This is a genomic window from Streptomyces sp. SD15 (genome assembly GCF_054462255.1).
Window position 1 is genome coordinate 1 of record NZ_JBTLMO010000022.1, and the last position, 14,746, is coordinate 14,746.

Below are 14,746 nucleotides of genomic sequence, written 5' to 3' on the forward strand. Positions count from 1 at the left end.
CCCGGAAGCTAAGCCTCACAGCGCCGATGGTACTGCAGGGGGGACCCTGTGGGAGAGTAGGACGCCGCCGAACTAATATTAGAAGAGCTGGTCCCCGAACTTCGGTTTGGGGACCAGCTCTTTTTTGTTGTGTGTCACTTTGCGTTCACATTGCACGACAAGCATCCGCGACATGGGTACTGCTGCAATGCTCAAGGCCGCAGGCGTCGGAGCTCGTGACGAGGTCATCGTGTCGGCGTTCGGGAACGTGGAAGTCGCCGAGGCCGTGACCCAGGCCGGCGCGTCGGCCGTCTTCGCCGATATCGACCCGGTGACGTACTGCCTCGATGCCGGCGCGGTCGAGGCGGCCGTGACTCCGCGGTCGGTCGCCGTCGTCGTCGTACACCGCTTCGGGCGGTCGGCCGACCTGGTGCGGCTGCGGGACGTCGGGCAGCGGCACGGGCTCCTGGTACTGGAGCTGGGGGAGTCCGAGGCGCCGTACGACGAGATCGCGCAGCGCAGGCAACGGGCCGCCTATCTCGACGGTCGGTTGAGCGGGGTGCGCACGCCGCGGGGCGGTGACGGGCACACATACCAGCAGTACGTCGTGCGAGTGCCCGGCAATGGGCGGCCGGACCGGGATGCCTTCGCTCGGGCCGTGCGGGCCCGGGGAGTTGAATGCCGGGTGCCGGTGAAGACGCCTGTGCACCGGCTGCCCGGATTCCGTCGGGACGTATGCCTGCCGGAGACCGAGCGGGCTGCCGACGAGACCCTCGCGCTGCCCGTGGACGCGTCGTTGACGAAGCGGGACATGCAGCGGATCGTCTCCGCATGCAATGCGCTTGGCGGTCTGCTGCAGCCCGCCTTCTGACCCGACAAGGCGCAACGGGACCGATTAGGAGCACGCTTCTGTTCGGGGTATGATCTATTTCGTTGCCGCGAGGGAAACCTCGAAAAGGTGACCGGCCCCCCTAGCTCAGTCGGCAGAGCGTCTCCATGGTAAGGAGAAGGTCAACGGTTCGATTCCGTTGGGGGGCTCCAGCGAGAAAAGGCCTCCGCCCTTGTGGGCGGGGGCCTTTCGCATGTCCGGATGTCCCGGCCTCAGTCCTTCTGGAGGCCGGGTACCCGCATCGCCAGAATCGCCATGTCGTCGGACGGGGCGTCAGAGGCGAAGCGTTCTACCGCGCGCATGACGCGGGCGGCGACCGCTCCCGCCGTCAGGCCCGTGCATGCGGTGAGAACGTCCGTGAGACCGTCGTCGCCCAACATGCGGGTGCCCTCGCGGCGTTCGGTGACGCCGTCCGTCACGCACAACAGCACGTCGCCCGGATCGAGGGTGATCGTCTGCTCGTACAGTTCCAGGTCGTCCATGACGCCGAGGAGCGGCTGCGGTTCGGCGGCCGCCTCGACCGTTCCGTCCTGGCGCAGCCGGAGCGGGAGCGGGTGGCCCGCGCAGACCACCTTCAATACGGCGCTGCCGTCCGCCTGGGGCCACAACTCGCCGTAGAGCAGGGTCAGGAAGCGGCTGCGGGCGCCCTCGTCGAGGATCGCGGAGTTGAGGCGCTCCAAGACGGCCGGGCCGCCGAAGCCCTCACGGGCCAGCAGACGCAGTGCGTGCCGGGCGAGGCCCGTGACGGCCGCAGCCTCCGGGCCCGTACCGCAGACGTCGCCGATGGCGAAGCCGTACGCGCCGTCGCGGATGGGGAAGAGGTCGTAGAAGTCGCCGCCGACCTCGTTGCCCTCGCCGGCCGCGCGGTAGATGACCTCGACCTCGACGCCCTCGATATGAGGGAGTTCCGGGGGCAGGAGGCTGCGCTGGAGGGACTGGCTGATGGCCATGCGCTCCGAGTACAGGCGGGCGTTGTCGAGGGCCAGGGCGGCCCTTCGGCTCAAGTCCTCGGCCAGTTCCAGGATCTCCTGGCGGAAGTGTTCGTCCGACGGCTTGCCCAGCGTCAGCATGCCGATGACGCGGTTGCGGGCCACCAGGGGGAGTACGACGGTCTCGCCGCCGACCGCCGAGGCCGTCGCCAGTGTCGTACCGATGCCGGAGCTCACCGAGGCGGGTTCCCTGAGGCCCAGGCTGCGCATGGAGGTGCGCAGGGCCGCCTCGTGGGCCGCTGCGGCGGGGGCGGGCCAGACACGGGCGCCGGGGGTGGGGACCGGGTCGGGCGGGGCGATCTTCGAGAGCAACGCCTTGAGGCCGTCGATGCGGTCCTCGTCCTCGTGCAGGACGTACGAGAGATACGGGTCCGAGGCCTGGTCGGCGATCGTGTAGACGGCGCACCAGGTGGCCAGGGTCGGGACCGTCATCTGGGCCATGAGGGCCAGGGTCTGGTCGCGGTCCAGGGTGCCGGCGAGGAGGTCGGAGGCCTCGACGAGGAAGGACAGGGAGCCGCGGCGCAGGCGCTCCAGCTCGCCCAGTCGGGCCGATTCCACCGCCAGCGCGATGCGGTCGGCGGCGAACTGGAGGCGTAGGGCCTCCTCGTTGGAGTATCTGCCGGGAGCCTCGGCCGCGACGCCGAGCGAGCCCGTGAGGCGCCCCTCGACCTTCAGCGGGACCGTGACGACCGAGCGCATGCCGGTGCCGCCGAGCAAGGGTACGGCGCCAGGAACGACCGTCAGGTCCTCGTGCACGGCGGGCATGCGGGCCGATCCGTAGCGGCCGGGGCCCGCCTCGACGGGGACGCGGGCGAAGCGCTGGCGGGCGGAAGGTAGGCCCGTCGAGGCTCGTACCTCCAACTCCGTTTCGTCGTCGGTCGCGAGGAGCAGGAAGGCCGAGTCGCCGTCGAGCATGTCGCGGGCGCGCTCGACCGTGCGCTGGAGGAGGCCGTCGAGGTCGTCGGGGGCCGGAGAGCCGATGAAGACCTCGAAGGGGTCCGTGGCCTGGCCCTCGGAGCTGGTGGTCGTGTCGGAGGCCGAGATGCGCAACGGCGTCTGGAGGACGGCGCGTTCGTGGTCGCGGACGAGAAGACAGACCGTGGAGGGTTCGCCGCCCGTGTCGCGGACCCGGAGATGGGAGGCGTAGACGGGAGTGACACGGCCGTTGGCGTCGCGGATGCCGTAGCTGCCCTCCCAGCGCGACAGTTGGAGAGCCTCGGCGACGCCGGTGCTGGTGCCAGGGGTGTGCGGCCAGGCCGCGAGGTCGGCGAGGGGTTTGCCGACGACCTGCTCGGCGGCGTACCCGAAGAGGTCTTCCGCGTCCTCGTTCCAGGCGGAGATGGCGGAGGCGCGGTCGATCTGGATGACCGCGACGCGCACACGGCCGTCGGCGAGCGGGAGGAGGGCCGCCGGGAGAGCAGGGCCCGCGGTGCGGGTGCCGACCGGGCGCTCGGGGAGGTCGAGCTGGAACCAGACCTGTTTGTGCGTGGGCGAGTACTCGACGCCCCAGTGGCCGGCCAGGGCCGCGCACAACTGAAGGCCGCGGCCGCCCTCGCGGTCGGGGCTGCCCATATTCACGGCCGTCGCCTGGAGTGGAATTTCACGTTCCGGGTAGCGGTCTGCCACCTCGATGCGTACGCCGTCGTCGCTGCGCAGACACAGGACATCCGCGGAGGTGCCCGCATGCACGACAGCATTGGTGACGAGTTCGCTGGTGAGGACCACGGCGTCGTCGACGATGTCGGCGAAGCCCCAGCCCTGGAGGGTGTCACGGACGAAGGAACGGGCGGTCGCTACCGATCGCCCGACGGGATCGAAGCTGGCGGCCGCGCGCGCGGTGATCACAGAACTCCTTGTCCGGTTGTCGGCGTGCGAGGCTCCGTGGTCGACCCGCTCCTGCCGCGGCAGTGCGTTGTTCTCCGTCGGCCGAGGATCCTGGGGCGGTCCCTCAGGATGCAGTCCGGTGGTCATGGTGCGGTGCCCCTCCGATGCCTGCCCGCTCGTTCTCGTGCCACCGCCCAGGCCGGACGGAAGGCGCGGCTGGACAGCCGCATGCAAGGTTACTTACCTTCGCGGTCCGTGCGGATGCCGGTCACCAGTGTTTCCGTCCGAAGGGTCGCTGATTCCGTCCCGGCGGTGTGCGGACGATGTGCGAAGCTGCCGAACTGTTATGGCCGGGTTCGGCCGGGGTGAAACACTGGGCAGGCTCCAGTGAGAAGGTCCTGGCAGGCCGAGTGCCTTCCGGTCCGCCGAGCAGTAGTACCTGAGCAGTAGTACCCGATCAAGTAGTACCCGAGTACACCGAGCAGTAATGGTCGACCCTTGCGGGAGGGACACAGTGGAGTCTGGCGAAGCGACGCGGGGTACCAAGACGCGCGCAAAAGGCGGACAGTCCCTGAACAACGAGCGCGCGCCACGCACTGGCACCACGGCGGTGGACACGGCTGCCCTGAACCGGCTGCTGGCAGCCCTGGTGTCGATGCGGGACGGCAATTTCCGAAAGCGTCTGACGGTCTCCGGCGATGGCGTGATGTCGGAGATCGCGGCTGTTTTCAACGAGGTGGCCGATCGCAATCTGCATCTGACGGGCGAGTTGTCACGGGTGCGGCGGATGGTCGGACGTGAGGGAAAGCTCACGGAGCGGCTGGAAGAGGGCGCCTGCGAGGGTTCCTGGGCGGCGGCGATCGACGCGTCCAACGCGCTCGTCGATGATCTCGTACGACCGGTCTCCGAGGTCGGCCGGGTGCTGTCCGCAGTGGCGGAAGGCGACTTGTCGCCTCGCATGGAGCTACGGGCGCAGGCGGCGGACGGCAACGGGCATCCGCTGCGCGGGGAGTTCCTCAAGGTCGGGCGGACGGTCAACAATCTGGTCGACCAGCTCTCGACGTTCACCGATGAGGTCACGCGTGTGGCCAGTGAGGTGGGCACCGAGGGCAAGTTGGGCGGACAGGCACGGCTGCGCGGCATGTCCGGTTCGTGGAAGGATCTCACGGATTCGGTCAACACCATGGCGTACCGGCTGACGGCTCAGGTGCGTGACATCGCTCTGGTGACGACGGCGGTCGCCAAGGGTGATCTGTCCCGGAAAGTCACAGTTCATGTGGCCGGCGAGATGCTCGAACTGAAGAACACCGTCAACACGATGGTGGACCAGCTGTCTTCGTTCTCCTCCGAGGTGACGCGAGTCGCGCGTGAGGTGGGCACCGAGGGCGAGCTCGGCGGTCAGGCGCAGGTACCGGGTGTGGCCGGCGTGTGGAAGGACCTCACCGATTCGGTGAACCTGATGGCCGGCAACCTCACGGCCCAGGTGCGCGGGATCGCGCAGGTGACGACGGCGGTCGCCAGCGGTGACCTGTCGCAGAAGGTGACCGTGTCGGCGCGCGGCGAGGTCGCGCAGCTCGCCGAGACGATCAACCAGATGACCGAGACGCTGCGGACGTTCGCGGACGAGGTCACGCGGGTGGCCAACGAGGTCGGCGGCGAGGGACGGCTCGGCGGGCAGGCGAATGTGCCGGGTGCGGCGGGGACGTGGAAGGACCTGACGGATTCGGTCAACACGGTCTTCCGGAATCTCACGACCCAGGTGCGGGACATCGCCGCGGTGACGACGGCCGTGGCCAATGGTGATCTCTCGCAGAAGGTCAGCGTCGAGGTCGCCGGCGAGATGCTGGAGCTGAAGAACACCGTCAACACGATGGTCGACCAGCTCTCGTCCTTCGGTGACGAGGTCACGCGGGTGGCGCGCGAGATCGGTGTCGAGGGTGAACTGGGCGGTCAGGCGCAGGTGCCGGGCGCGGCCGGTACGTGGAAGGACCTCACCGACTCCGTCAACACGGCCTTCCGGAACCTGACGGGCCAGGTCCGCAACATCGCGCAGGTGACGACGGCCGTGGCCAACGGTGATCTGTCGCAGAAGGTCACCGTCGACGTGTCCGGCGAGATGCTCCAGCTGAAGAACACCGTCAACACGATGGTGGACCAGCTGTCCTCGTTCGCCGACCAGGTGACACGGATGGCCCGGGACGTGGGCACGGAGGGCCGCCTCGGCGGTCAGGCCCGCGTGGATGGCGTATCCGGCACGTGGAAGGAACTCACCGACTCCGTCAACTTCATGGCGGGGAACCTGACCTCGCAGGTACGGCAGATCGCCCAGGTGACGACGGCCGTGGCCCGGGGTGACCTGTCGCAGAAGATCGATGTGGACGCGCGGGGCGAGATCCTCGAACTGAAGAACACCATCAACACGATGGTCGACCAGCTCTCCGCCTTCGCGGACCAGGTGACGCGGGTCGCCCGCGACGTGGGTACCGAGGGGCGGCTGGGCGGTCAGGCGCAGGTGCCCGGCGTCGCCGGTGTGTGGCGCGACTTGACCGACTCCGTGAACGGCATGGCGGGCAACCTCACCGCCCAGGTGCGGAACATCGCGCAGGTCGCGACCGCGGTGGCCCGGGGTGACCTGTCGCAGAAGATCGATGTGGACGCGCGGGGCGAGATCCTCGAACTGAAGAACACCCTCAACACGATGGTCGACCAGCTCTCGAACTTCGCCGAGCAGGTGACGCGGGTGGCCCGTGAGGTGGGCACGGAGGGCATGCTCGGCGGGCAGGCCGAGGTGCAGGGTGTCTCCGGCACCTGGAAGGACCTCACCCAGTCCGTGAACTTCATGGCGAACAACCTGACGAGCCAGGTGCGCGGGATCGCTGAGGTCACGACCGCGGTCGCCAAGGGCGACCTGTCGAAGAAGATCACGGTCGACGCGAAGGGCGAGATCCTCGAACTCGTCACCACCGTCAACACGATGGTCGACCAGTTGTCCAACTTCGCCGAGCAGGTGACCCGGGTGGCCCGTGAGGTGGGCACCGACGGCAACCTGGGTGGTCAGGCGCGGGTGCCCGGTGTCACGGGCATCTGGAAGGACCTGAGCGACAACGTCAATGTGATGGCCAACAACCTGACCAACCAGGTGCGGAACATCTCGCAGGTCGCGACCGCGGTGGCCAACGGCGACCTCACCAAGACGGTCACGGTCGAGGCGAGCGGCGAGGTCGCACAGCTTGCGGACACCGTCAACACGATGGTGAAGACGCTGAGTTCGTTCGCCGACCAGGTGACCCGGGTGGCCCGAGAGGTGGGCACGGACGGCATCCTCGGCGGTCAGGCCCATGTCCCGGGAGTCGCCGGTACGTGGAAGGACCTCACCGAGTCCGTGAACGGGATGGCGTCCAATCTGACCGGCCAGGTGCGCAACATCGCGATGGTCACCACGGCCATTGCCAAGGGCGATCTGACCAAGAAGATCGACATCGACGCGCGCGGCGAGATTTTGGAGCTCAAGACCACCATCAACACGATGGTCGACCAGCTGTCGTCCTTCGCCGAGGAGGTCACCCGAGTCGCCCGTGAGGTGGGCACCGAGGGCCAGTTGGGCGGCCAGGCGCGGGTACGCGACGTCGACGGCACCTGGCGCGACCTCACCGAGTCGGTGAACGAGATGGCCGGGAACCTGACCCGGCAGGTGCGTGCCATCGCGCGCGTGGCGACCGCGGTGACGCGTGGTGACCTGAACCTGAAGATCGACGTGGATGCCTCGGGCGAGATCCAGGAACTCCAGGACTACATCAACAAGATGATCGCCAACCTGCGCGACACCACGATCGCCAACAAGGAGCAGGACTGGCTCAAGGGCAACCTCGCCCGGATCTCCGCCCTGATGCAGGGGCGGCGCGACCTCGACGACGTGGCTTCGTTGATCATGAGCGAGCTGACGCCCGTTGTCTCCGCGCAGCACGGTGCGTTCTTCCTGTCCATGCCGCTGGTCGACGGCAAGGAAGAGGGGAACGAGGTGGACGCGTACGAGCTGCGCATGCTCGGGTCGTACGGCTACTCGATGGGCTCCATGCCGACGTCGTTCCGGCCCGGTGAGGCGCTGATCGGGACAGCCGCCCAGGAGAAGCGCACGATCCTGGTGGAGAACGCGCCGAGTGGCTATCTGAAGATTTCCTCCGGGCTCGGCGAGGCGCCCCCGGCGCAGGTGATCGTGCTTCCGGTGCTCTTCGAGGGGACCGTGCTCGGCGTCATCGAGCTGGCGTCGTTCACGCCGTTCACGCAGATCCAGAAGGACTTCCTCAACCAGATCGCCGAGGTGATCGCGACGAGCGTCAACACGATCTCCGTCAACACGAAGACGGAGGTGCTGCTGAAGCAGTCGCAGGAGCTGACCGAGCAGCTCCAGGAGCGGTCGGCCGAGTTGGAGAGCCGTCAGAAGGCGCTTCAGGAGTCCAACGCGCAGCTGGAGGAGAAGGCCGAGCAACTCGCCCAGCAGAACCGCGACATCGAGGTCAAGAACACCGAGATCGAGGAAGCCCGGCAGGTCCTGGAGGAACGCGCCGAGCAGCTCGCGGTCTCCATGCGCTACAAGAGCGAGTTCCTGGCGAACATGTCGCACGAGCTGCGGACGCCGCTCAACTCCTTGCTGATCCTCGCCAAGTTGCTCGCCGACAACGCGGAGACGAACCTCACCCCGAAGCAGGTCGAGTTCGCCGAGACCATCCACGGAGCGGGTTCCGACCTGCTCCAGCTGATCAACGACATCCTCGATCTGTCCAAGGTCGAGGCAGGCAAGATGGATGTGTCACCGACCCGCATCGCGCTGGTCCAACTCGTCGACTACGTAGAGGCCACTTTCCGCCCGCTGACCGCAGAGAAGGGGCTCGACTTCTCGGTCCGCGTGTCGCCGGAGCTGCCCGCCACGCTGCACACCGACGAGCAGCGGCTCCTGCAGGTACTGCGCAACCTGCTGTCCAACGCGGTGAAGTTCACCGACTCCGGTGCGGTGGAGTTGGTGATCCGGCCCGCCGGCGCGGATGTTCCGGTGGCGATCCGCGAGCAGCTCCTGGAGGCGGGCTCGCTGCAGGACGCGGACGCCGCTCTGATCGCGTTCTCGGTGACCGACACCGGCATCGGGATCGCGGCCAGCAAGATGCGGGTGATTTTCGAGGCCTTCAAGCAGGCGGACGGCACGACGAGCCGGAAGTACGGCGGTACGGGTCTGGGACTGTCCATCTCGCGGGAGATCGCCCGCCTGTTGGGCGGTGAGATCCACGCGCAGAGCGAGCCGGGACGCGGTTCGACGTTCACGCTGTATTTGCCGCTGCACCCGAGCGAACTGCCCCCGCAGGGCTACGGTCAGCTCGCGCCCGTACTGGAGGCCGGTGAACTGCTCGCCTCCGAGGCGCAGTTGTCCGGGGCGGACATCGATACGCCGGCCGAGGTGAAGTCGTACCAGGAGACCCAGAACGGGCCTGCCGCGCTCTTCAGGCGGCGCCGCAGGGTGTTGCCGCCGGCCGAGCAGCGGACGGCGCTACCGGGGCAGCCGAACGGGGTCTCGGGCGCGGCTCAGGAGCAGTGGGCGGCCACGGCGCAGCAGGACGCGGCGGCGCGTTCGCGCGGCGGCATCCGGTTCGAGGGCGAGAAGGTGCTGATCGTCGACGACGACATCCGTAACGTGTTCGCGCTCACCAGTGTCCTGGAGCAGCACGGGCTTTCGGTGCTGTACGCCGAGAACGGGCGTGAGGGCATCGAAGTCCTGGAGCAGCATGATGATGTGACAGTCGTCCTGATGGACATCATGATGCCCGAGATGGATGGGTATGCAACGACCACGGCGATTCGCCGGATGCCGCAGTTCGCCGGTCTGCCGATCATCGCGCTCACGGCCAAGGCGATGAAGGGTGACCGGGAGAAGGCCATCGAGTCCGGTGCTTCCGATTACGTCACCAAGCCGGTCGATCCCGATCATCTGCTCTCCGTGATGGAGCAGTGGATGCGTGAGGAGTGAGCGGGATGCGGGTCGCTGCGTGGTGTCGGCGACCGGGACGCGGGGGTGGGCGCGCCGATTCGTCGGCGCGGCACGCCCGACGTCGCATAACTCGCTGTGGCCGACGCAGTGTAGAAGTGCGGGATTCGGGGAACCTTCTGGTCTCCCGCTACGTTTCTGCTACGTGCACAGTGACATCGCGGTGACAGGGTGTGGCGACAGGCGGGGTGCGGCTACCATGACCGGCACAAGGACGGGCGGCGCAAGGGAGCCGTCCCCTGGGGCGGAGCCCGGTGCACTGCCGGGGCGAGGAGGGCGGGCCATGGTGCAGAAGGCCAAGATCCTCCTGGTCGATGACCGGCCGGAGAATCTGTTGGCGTTGGAGGCGATCCTCTCCGCGCTCGATCAGACACTGGTGCGGGCATCGTCCGGGGAGGAAGCGCTCAAAGCACTACTCACGGACGACTTCGCGGTCATTCTGCTGGACGTCCAGATGCCGGGCATGGACGGTTTCGAAACCGCCGCGCACATCAAGCGGCGAGAGCGGACTCGGGACATCCCGATCATCTTTCTCACCGCGATCAACCACGGCCCGCACCACACCTTCCGGGGGTACGCGGCGGGTGCGGTCGACTACATCTCCAAGCCGTTCGACCCGTGGGTGCTGCGCGCGAAGGTCTCGGTGTTCGTCGAGCTCTACATGAAGAACTGCCAACTGCGGGAGCAGGCCGCGCTGCTGCGGCTCCAGCTGGAGGGCGGCGGCAAGGCGGCGCTGGGTACGGCCAAGGAGCCGGCCGGTCTCCTCGCCGAACTCTCCGCGCGGCTCGCGGCTGTTGAGGAGCAGGCAGAGGCGCTGTCCAAGCAGCTCGACGACGACTCGGCGGACGCGGCGGCGGTGGCGACCGCGGCCCATCTCGAACGCAAACTCACAGGACTGCGGCGAGCGCTGGACGCGTTGGAACCGGGCACGGGGAGCGGGGCGCCATCGGTGCCCTCGCAGAACTGAGTTTCATGGTTCTGCGCTCGCGGTGAGTCGGCGTCAGTTCCGCGCCCTGGAAAGGGCGACACGAACGGGTGAAGCAGTAGGCACACGTGTCGGCTGTCGTCTCCACCGGTAACCTCACACACATGGCCTCACGTCAGTCCGCAGCCAAGAAGCCGCCCGCGAAGAAGGCGGCCGCTCCGACGAAGGCTCCGGCGAAGAAGGCCCCCGCGAAAAAGGCAGCCGCGAAGAAGGCGCCTGCCAAGAAGGCCGCGGCGAAGAAGCCCGCACCCGCGCCGGCGCCCAACCCGACCGCGGGCGTGTACAGACTCGTACGCGCCGTGTGGCTGGGCATCGCGCACGCCGTCGGAGCGATGTTCCGCGGCATAGGGCGGGGCGCGAAGGGGCTCGACCCGGCGCACCGCAAGGACGGCCTCGCGCTCCTGCTGCTCGGCCTGGCGCTGATCGTCGCGGCGGGCACGTGGTCCAATCTGCGCGGTCCCGTCGGTGACCTTGTCGAGATGCTGGTGACCGGTGCCTTCGGCCGCCTCGACCTGCTGGTTCCGATACTGCTCGCGGTCATCGCCGCCCGCTTCATCCGGCACCCGGAGCAGCCCGAGGCCAACGGCCGTATCGTGATCGGCCTGTCCGCGCTCGTCATCGGCGTGCTCGGTCAGGTCCACATCGCCTGCGGTGCGCCCGCGCGCAGTGATGGCATGCAGGCGATAAGGGACGCCGGCGGGCTCATCGGCTGGGGCGCCTCCACGCCACTGACGTACGCGATGGGCGACGTCCTCGCCGTACCGCTCCTGGTGCTGCTCACGGTCTTCGGTCTGCTGGTCGTCACGGCGACCCCGGTCAACGCGATCCCGCAGCGGCTGCGGCTGCTCGGGCAGAAGCTGGGCATCGTCCAGGCCGACATCCACGAGGACGACCTCGGCGAGGACGACGAGCGCTACGACGAGCAGTGGCGCGAGGCGCTGCCCGCGCGCTCCCGGCGGCGCTCGCGCGCCCCCGAGGGGTACGACCCCGAGGGCGCCGAGGAGGAGGCCCTCACCAAGCGCCGTGGCCGCCCCCGGCGGTCCGCCGTGCAGCACCCCGGCCTGAACCGGCCGATGGACGCGGTGGACGTCGCCGCGGCCGCCGCTGCCGCGCTCGACGGGGCCGTGCTGCACGGGATGCCGCCCTCGCCGCTGGTCGCCGACCTGACCCAGGGCGTCACCGTGGAGCGCGACGGGTACGAGGAGACGACTCCGGTGCCCGCCGCGCGCGCCGCCAAGGCCACCCCGGGCGCGAAGCGGCCCAAGCAGGAGGCCCTGGACGTCGAGTCCGTCGTGCCCGACCTCACCAAGGCCGCGCCCGACCAGCCGCGCGACCTGCCACCGCGGGCCGAGCAGCTCCAGCTCTCCGGCGACATCACCTACTCCCTGCCGTCGCTGGACCTCCTGGAGCGGGGCGGCCCCGGCAAGACGCGCAGCGCCGCCAACGACGCGGTCGTCGCCTCGCTGCAGAACGTCTTCATGGAGTTCAAGGTCGACGCCGCCGTCACCGGCTTCACGCGCGGTCCCACGGTCACGCGCTACGAGGTCGAGCTCGGCCCCGCCGTGAAGGTCGAGCGGATCACGGCCCTCACCAAGAACATCGCGTACGCCGTCGCCAGCCCCGACGTGCGGATCATCAGCCCGATCCCCGGCAAGTCGGCGGTCGGCATCGAGATCCCCAACACCGACCGCGAGATGGTCAACCTCGGCGACGTGCTCCGTCTCGCGGACGCGGCCGAGGACGACCACCCGATGCTGGTCGCGCTCGGCAAGGACGTCGAGGGCGGCTATGTGATGGCCAACCTCGCGAAGATGCCGCACGTGCTCGTCGCCGGAGCCACCGGTTCCGGTAAATCCTCGTGCATTAACTGCCTGATTACGTCCGTCATGGTCCGCGCGACACCCGAGGACGTGCGGATGGTCCTCGTCGATCCCAAGCGGGTCGAGCTGACCGCGTACGAAGGCATCCCGCACCTGATCACGCCGATCATCACCAACCCGAAGCGGGCCGCCGAGGCGCTGCAGTGGGTCGTACGGGAGATGGACCTGCGCTACGACGACCTTGCGGCGTTCGGCTACCGGCACATCGACGACTTCAACGAGGCCATCAGGAACGGCAAGGTGAAGCTGCCCGAGGGCAGCGAGCGCGAGCTGACGCCCTACCCGTACCTCCTCGTGATCGTCGACGAGCTCGCCGACCTGATGATGGTCGCGCCGCGTGACGTCGAGGACGCCATCGTGCGCATCACCCAGCTCGCGCGCGCGGCCGGTATCCACCTGGTGCTCGCCACACAGCGGCCGTCCGTCGATGTCGTCACCGGCCTGATCAAGGCGAATGTGCCGTCCCGGCTCGCCTTCGCCACTTCCTCGCTCGCCGACAGCCGCGTCATCCTCGACCAGCCGGGCGCCGAAAAGCTGATCGGCAAGGGCGACGGACTGTTCCTGCCGATGGGCGCCAACAAGCCGACCCGTATGCAAGGCGCTTTCGTGACCGAGGCCGAGGTCGCGGCCATCGTGCAGCACTGCAAGGACCAGATGGCGCCGGTCTTCCGGGACGACGTCACCGTGGGCAGCAAGCAGAAGAAGGAGATCGACGAGGACATCGGTGACGACCTCGACCTGCTGTGCGCCGCCGCCGAGCTGGTGGTGACCTCGCAGTTCGGGTCCACCTCGATGCTCCAGCGCAAGCTGCGCGTCGGCTTCGCCAAGGCCGGGCGTCTGATGGACCTCATGGAGTCCCGAGGCGTCGTCGGCCCCAGCGAGGGGTCCAAGGCACGTGATGTTCTGGTGAAGGCTGACGAGCTGGATGGAGTGCTCGCCGTGATTCGTGGGGAAGCTGAAGCGTAGAGCCACGTCGGCTTCGGCTTCGGCTGCTGCGCGACACGCTGCGCGGCAGGTTGATATGCGAACGTGACTCACCCGTAAGGAGTCGGCGGGCAACCGTTTCCCTTCGGCGTTCGTCAAGTTGAGCGAGGGGACACCTACCTGTCCCAGCATCAGGATGACCGGCCATTCTGATGGCGTACAAAGTGCTACCGCCCGGTTGCCCCACCCTTTCGTACCCCCCCTAAACTGAACCTCCAGCACAGGTGGCTACACGCTCGAAAGGCGCCCCCGTGTCCATCGGCAACTCCCCTGACGGCAACTCCCCTGAAGACGAGCGTCCGTTCGAAGAGCACAGTGAAGAAGGCCTCTCGATCGGTCGTGCTCTGCAGCAGGCGCGCATCGAGGCCGGACTGACCGTCGACGACGTCAGCAACGCCACCCGGGTCCGCATCGCCATCGTGCACGCGATCGAGCAGGACGACTTCGCCCCCTGCGGCGGTGACGTCTACGCGCGCGGTCATATCCGGACTCTGGCCCGCGCCGTGCAGCTCGATCCGGCTTCGCTGCTCGCGCGGTACGACGCCGAACACGGCGGGCGCCCCGCGCCGACCCCGGCCGCCCCGCTCTTCGAGGCGGAACGTATCCGCCCGGAGCGCCGTGGACCGAACTGGACCGCCGCCATGGTCGCGGCGATCGTCGCGGTGATCGGCTTCGTCGGGTTCACCATGGTCAAGGGCACCGAGGGGAGCGACGCGAAGTCGCAGGTCGCCGAGGGGTCCACGCCGAGCGCCACCAAGTCCACCTCCTCGGCCGGCCCCAAGACCAGCAAGCCCACCGACCCGAAGCCCGACCCCTCCGACAGTGCCATCGCGGCAGCCCCACAGGACAAGGTGACCGTCCAGGTGAGCGCCCCCGACGGGCGCAGCTGGATCTCCGCGAAGGACCACAACGGGCGGCTTCTCTTCGACGGTCTGCTCAAGCAGGGCGAGTCCAAGACCTTCCAGGACAACAAGCAGATCGACCTGGTCCTCGGCGATGCGGGCGCGATCCAGCTCTATGTGAACGGCAAGGAGATCGACGACCGGTTCCAGCCCGGCCAGGTCGAGCGGCTGAGGTACACCAAGGGCGATCCCGTCGTCGGATAACGGGCTCATAGGACAGGCGGGCACGGGGTTGGCCAAGATCGGCCAACCCCGTCGACGTGGGCTGTCAGCGGGACGAAGT

At 68.3% G+C, this 14,746-nt stretch carries 6 protein-coding genes, 1 tRNA gene and 1 rRNA gene; 7 read left to right on the forward strand and 1 reads right to left on the reverse strand.

Annotation, left to right across the window (positions count from 1 at the left end; genetic code table 11):
* From rrf to ACX28W_RS22265, 3 genes are all read left to right on the forward strand, one after another.
* Positions 1-73: ribosomal RNA gene (rrf, locus tag ACX28W_RS22255) — 5S ribosomal RNA — on the forward strand; the annotation flags it as partial.
* A 114-nt stretch (positions 74-187) separates the two neighbouring features.
* Positions 188-850 carry a DegT/DnrJ/EryC1/StrS family aminotransferase gene (locus ACX28W_RS22260; RefSeq protein ID WP_459000996.1) on the forward strand — a complete coding sequence of 221 codons (663 nt, stop codon included), beginning with the start codon at positions 188-190 and terminating at the stop codon, positions 848-850.
* Between the two features lie 94 nt (positions 851-944).
* Positions 945-1,020, forward strand: a tRNA-Thr gene (locus tag ACX28W_RS22265).
* 60 nt (positions 1,021-1,080) lie between these two features.
* Here ACX28W_RS22265 and ACX28W_RS22270 read toward each other — a convergent pair.
* Complete coding sequence (locus ACX28W_RS22270) at positions 1,081-3,828, reverse strand: SpoIIE family protein phosphatase (protein ID WP_459000818.1); 2,748 nt, start codon at positions 3,826-3,828, stop codon at positions 1,081-1,083.
* 367 nt (positions 3,829-4,195) lie between these two features.
* Here ACX28W_RS22270 and ACX28W_RS22275 point away from each other — a divergent pair, with 367 nt between their 5' ends.
* The 4 genes from ACX28W_RS22275 (at position 4,196) to ACX28W_RS22290 (ending at position 14,667) form a co-directional block, all read left to right on the forward strand.
* Positions 4,196-9,694 (forward strand): HAMP domain-containing protein, encoded by a 5,499-nt coding sequence (locus ACX28W_RS22275; RefSeq protein WP_459000819.1) that lies wholly within the window; start codon positions 4,196-4,198, stop codon positions 9,692-9,694.
* Positions 9,695-9,995: 301 nt separating this feature from the next.
* A complete protein-coding gene (locus tag ACX28W_RS22280; RefSeq protein WP_153288245.1) occupies positions 9,996-10,679 on the forward strand; it encodes a response regulator in 684 nt (227 codons plus the stop codon).
* Between the two features lie 122 nt (positions 10,680-10,801).
* Positions 10,802-13,543 carry a DNA translocase FtsK gene (locus ACX28W_RS22285; protein WP_459000821.1) on the forward strand — a complete coding sequence of 914 codons (2,742 nt, stop codon included), beginning with the start codon at positions 10,802-10,804 and terminating at the stop codon, positions 13,541-13,543.
* A 269-nt stretch (positions 13,544-13,812) separates the two neighbouring features.
* Positions 13,813-14,667: a helix-turn-helix domain-containing protein gene (locus tag ACX28W_RS22290; RefSeq protein ID WP_459000822.1), complete on the forward strand. Its 855-nt coding sequence runs from the start codon at positions 13,813-13,815 to the stop codon at positions 14,665-14,667.
* Positions 14,668-14,746: the final 79 nt, after the last annotated feature.